General features: G+C 40.8%; 2 protein-coding genes. One reads left to right on the plus strand and one right to left on the minus strand.

The window, feature by feature from the left end:
- Positions 1-45: 45 nt before the first annotated feature.
- Positions 46-1,857: a KUP/HAK/KT family potassium transporter gene (locus tag VN429_RS00960; protein ID WP_325628812.1), complete on the plus strand. Its 1,812-nt coding sequence runs from the start codon at positions 46-48 to the stop codon at positions 1,855-1,857.
- A 69-nt stretch (positions 1,858-1,926) separates the two neighbouring features.
- Here the strand turns inward: VN429_RS00960 and VN429_RS00965 are convergent, their stop codons facing one another.
- Positions 1,927-2,778 carry a ComEC/Rec2 family competence protein gene (locus tag VN429_RS00965; protein ID WP_325628814.1) on the minus strand — a complete coding sequence of 284 codons (852 nt, stop codon included), beginning with the start codon at positions 2,776-2,778 and terminating at the stop codon, positions 1,927-1,929.
- Positions 2,779-2,834: the final 56 nt, after the last annotated feature.

Below are 2,834 nucleotides of genomic sequence, written 5' to 3' on the forward strand. Positions count from 1 at the left end.
CGGTAAGAATCATATCTGTATGCTTCTGACTGAGTATACAGATTTATGGAGCCTCTCCCCTCGGCAGCATCTATCAAAAAAGCAGCAGGACTTGTTTTTGGTGATATCGGTACAAGTCCCATCTATACACTTGCTGTTCTCTTCCTTTTCATAGAACCAACTCGTGCCAATATTATGGGCACTATCTCGCTGATCTTCTGGACGCTGACGGTGATGGTGACTGTGCAGTATACCATTCTTGCTATGAAATTATCTCAGACAGGAGAAGGAGGCACTCTTGTTCTGAAAGGAATTTTACTTCCACTCATCAAACATCCACGAGGGGCTTCGATTTTCACTCTTCTTGCCATTCTTGGTATATCACTCATGATAGGAGAATGTGTAATAACTCCTGCTATCAGTATTTTATCAGCTGTTGAAGGAATCAGGCAGATCCCGGGTATGGAGAGTATCGCTCAGGAATGGCTGATTCTCCTGGCCATAATAATTGCATGCTGGCTCTTTTTTTTCCAGCGAAGAGGAACAGAAGGTGTTTCAAAAACCTTTGGCCCAATAATGATAATCTGGTTTGTAACCCTTTTTCTCACCGGCCTCTTCTCAATAATGGCAAGTCCAGAAATTATAACGGCTATTAATCCTGTTTATGCAGCGAAATTCTTCCTGCATAACGGTGTACACGGATTTTTTGCCATGTCTCTTATAGTGCTTTGTGCAACCGGTGCTGAAGCACTTTTTGCTGATATGGGCCATCTAGGCAGAGAACCGATACAATATGCCTGGGCCCTTGTTTTCGTGTCTGTTCTGGCATCTTATCTTGGTCAGGCGGCATTTCTTTTAAGGCATTCTAATGTAACAAATCCTCTCTTTCAAATGGTTTTTACAGAAGTCGAAATCCTGTATATTCCATTTCTGATCCTTATGATTGCGGCAACAGTTATTGCTTCACAGGCTGTTATCAGTGGAATCTTTTCTATAATCTATCAGGCCATCACAACCCATCTTCTCCCGATGCTTCATATTGATTACACATCAGATGAACTCAGAACTCAAATTTACATTAATACAGTAAACTGGCTTTTATGCATCGCTGTGATTTTAGTGCTTTTGATGTTTCAGTACTCTGACCGGCTTGCAAATGCCTATGGTCTGGCAGTAACCGGGACGATGTCCATTACCGGGACCTTTATGATCTCCATATTCCTAGCAAGGAGGCAGTATCTTCATGCAATGGTTGCTGTTCTGGTCACAACTCTTGACGTAACGTATTTCCTGTCAACATTTAGCAAGGTTACTCATGGTGGATACCTCTCATTGATTATTGCCTCAATTCCGTTCTCACTTATTTTGATCTATACCCATGGACAACGGAAATTATACCTGGCAATGCATCCGATGACTCAGGACCAGTTTTTACGCAGGTATACCCGTGCATACTTTAGTGGAAGACATCTTAAGGGAACGGCAATCTTTTTTGCAAGATCAATAGAGAATGTTCCCACCTATATATCGCGAACAATGTTCAACAACGAGATAATTTATCACAACAATGTTCTCGTATCAATAGATATCACTGAAAAACCGTACGGGCTTGAATATAGTGTAAATAAAGAGATTGCGCCAGGACTTGCGACCCTCTCAATCAGGTATGGATACATGCAGGTCATTGACCTGATGTACATCATTCGAAAAGCCGGAATAGAGGAAAAAACAATCTTCTATGGAATGGAAGAGATAGTAACCAGGAATATTATCTGGCAGATCTTTTACATTATCAAACGTCTTTGTCCATCATTTGTACAATACTATCGTCTTCCTCCCCACAAAGTCCATGGAGTTGTGACAAGAGTTGAGATGTAATTTCTTTTCGAGAGTGGGATAATTATTGTCATTATGAGGAAAAGATAAAAAAGAATTCTGAAAAGTTTGTTATGTTGGGGTCCTTGTTTCAACGACACTTACAAGCGATAGAGTGATCTCAGGCTCCATCCTGAGATTTCCAACTGAATAGATTTTCCCGTCAGTGCTGATAGTTATTGTCCCATCAATATCTGTTCGCATCACCTTTGCTCCGGCAGTCTGGAGAATATTTAATGTATTCTGATTTGGATTTCCTTCAGGGTTTCCATCTCCGGTGCTGACTATGGCAATGTCAGGATGTACTTTCATAACAAATTCTGGATCAGTTCCCTGTCTTGATCCATGATCAGCTACCCTCATAATCTGTGCACTAACATTACCTGGAATGGTCTGCTGTTTACCCATGAGAAGGAAACGGATGTTGCCATATGTAATCAAGGGAATTAGGGTATCTGCCCTGGCATCACCGCTCAAACTCTCAGAACTGATGATAGAAATGTTTACCCCTTCAGCAAACGGTACAGTATTTCCCCCCTTGACCAGTGTCTGTGGAATATTATCTTCGTTCATCTTTGTTATGACATCCCGGTAAGAATCATCAGAAACATTCCATCCTCCATCAAAATATTCTCGTGCCGGAGTGGCATTAAGAATATTTGTTAATGCTCCAGATTTCCCTTCATCAGGACTGGTCAAAAGAACCTGATCCAGATCAGATATTCCGAGTGAATGAAGATAGTATTTTGTGAGATTTCCAGAATTTGCTGTTCCGGCATCAATAAGCATGCTTTTTCCATCTGCTTGTAATAAGACAGCATCTCCTTCATTTACGTCAAGAAAATGAACTTTCAATTCAGCATTAACAGGAGATATGATGAGAAAAATAATAACGAGGGCAATAATGATGTACGATGAAGACATTCATATTTGTTGGTCTGAAATGTTATATGCTTCGTGGCTACGGTACTATTTAACGT

Source organism: Methanospirillum sp. (genome assembly GCF_035560735.1).
Taxonomy (GTDB): Archaea; Halobacteriota; Methanomicrobia; order Methanomicrobiales; family Methanospirillaceae; genus Methanospirillum.

What these genes read in the sequence shown, in the direction of transcription:
- VN429_RS00965 (WP_325628814.1), bottom strand. Translation starts at nt 2,778, where the DNA reads ATGTCTTCATCGTACATCATTATTGCCCTCGTTATTATTTTTCTCATC.
- VN429_RS00960 (WP_325628812.1), top strand. Translation starts at nt 46, where the DNA reads ATGGAGCCTCTCCCCTCGGCAGCATCTATCAAAAAAGCAGCAGGACTT.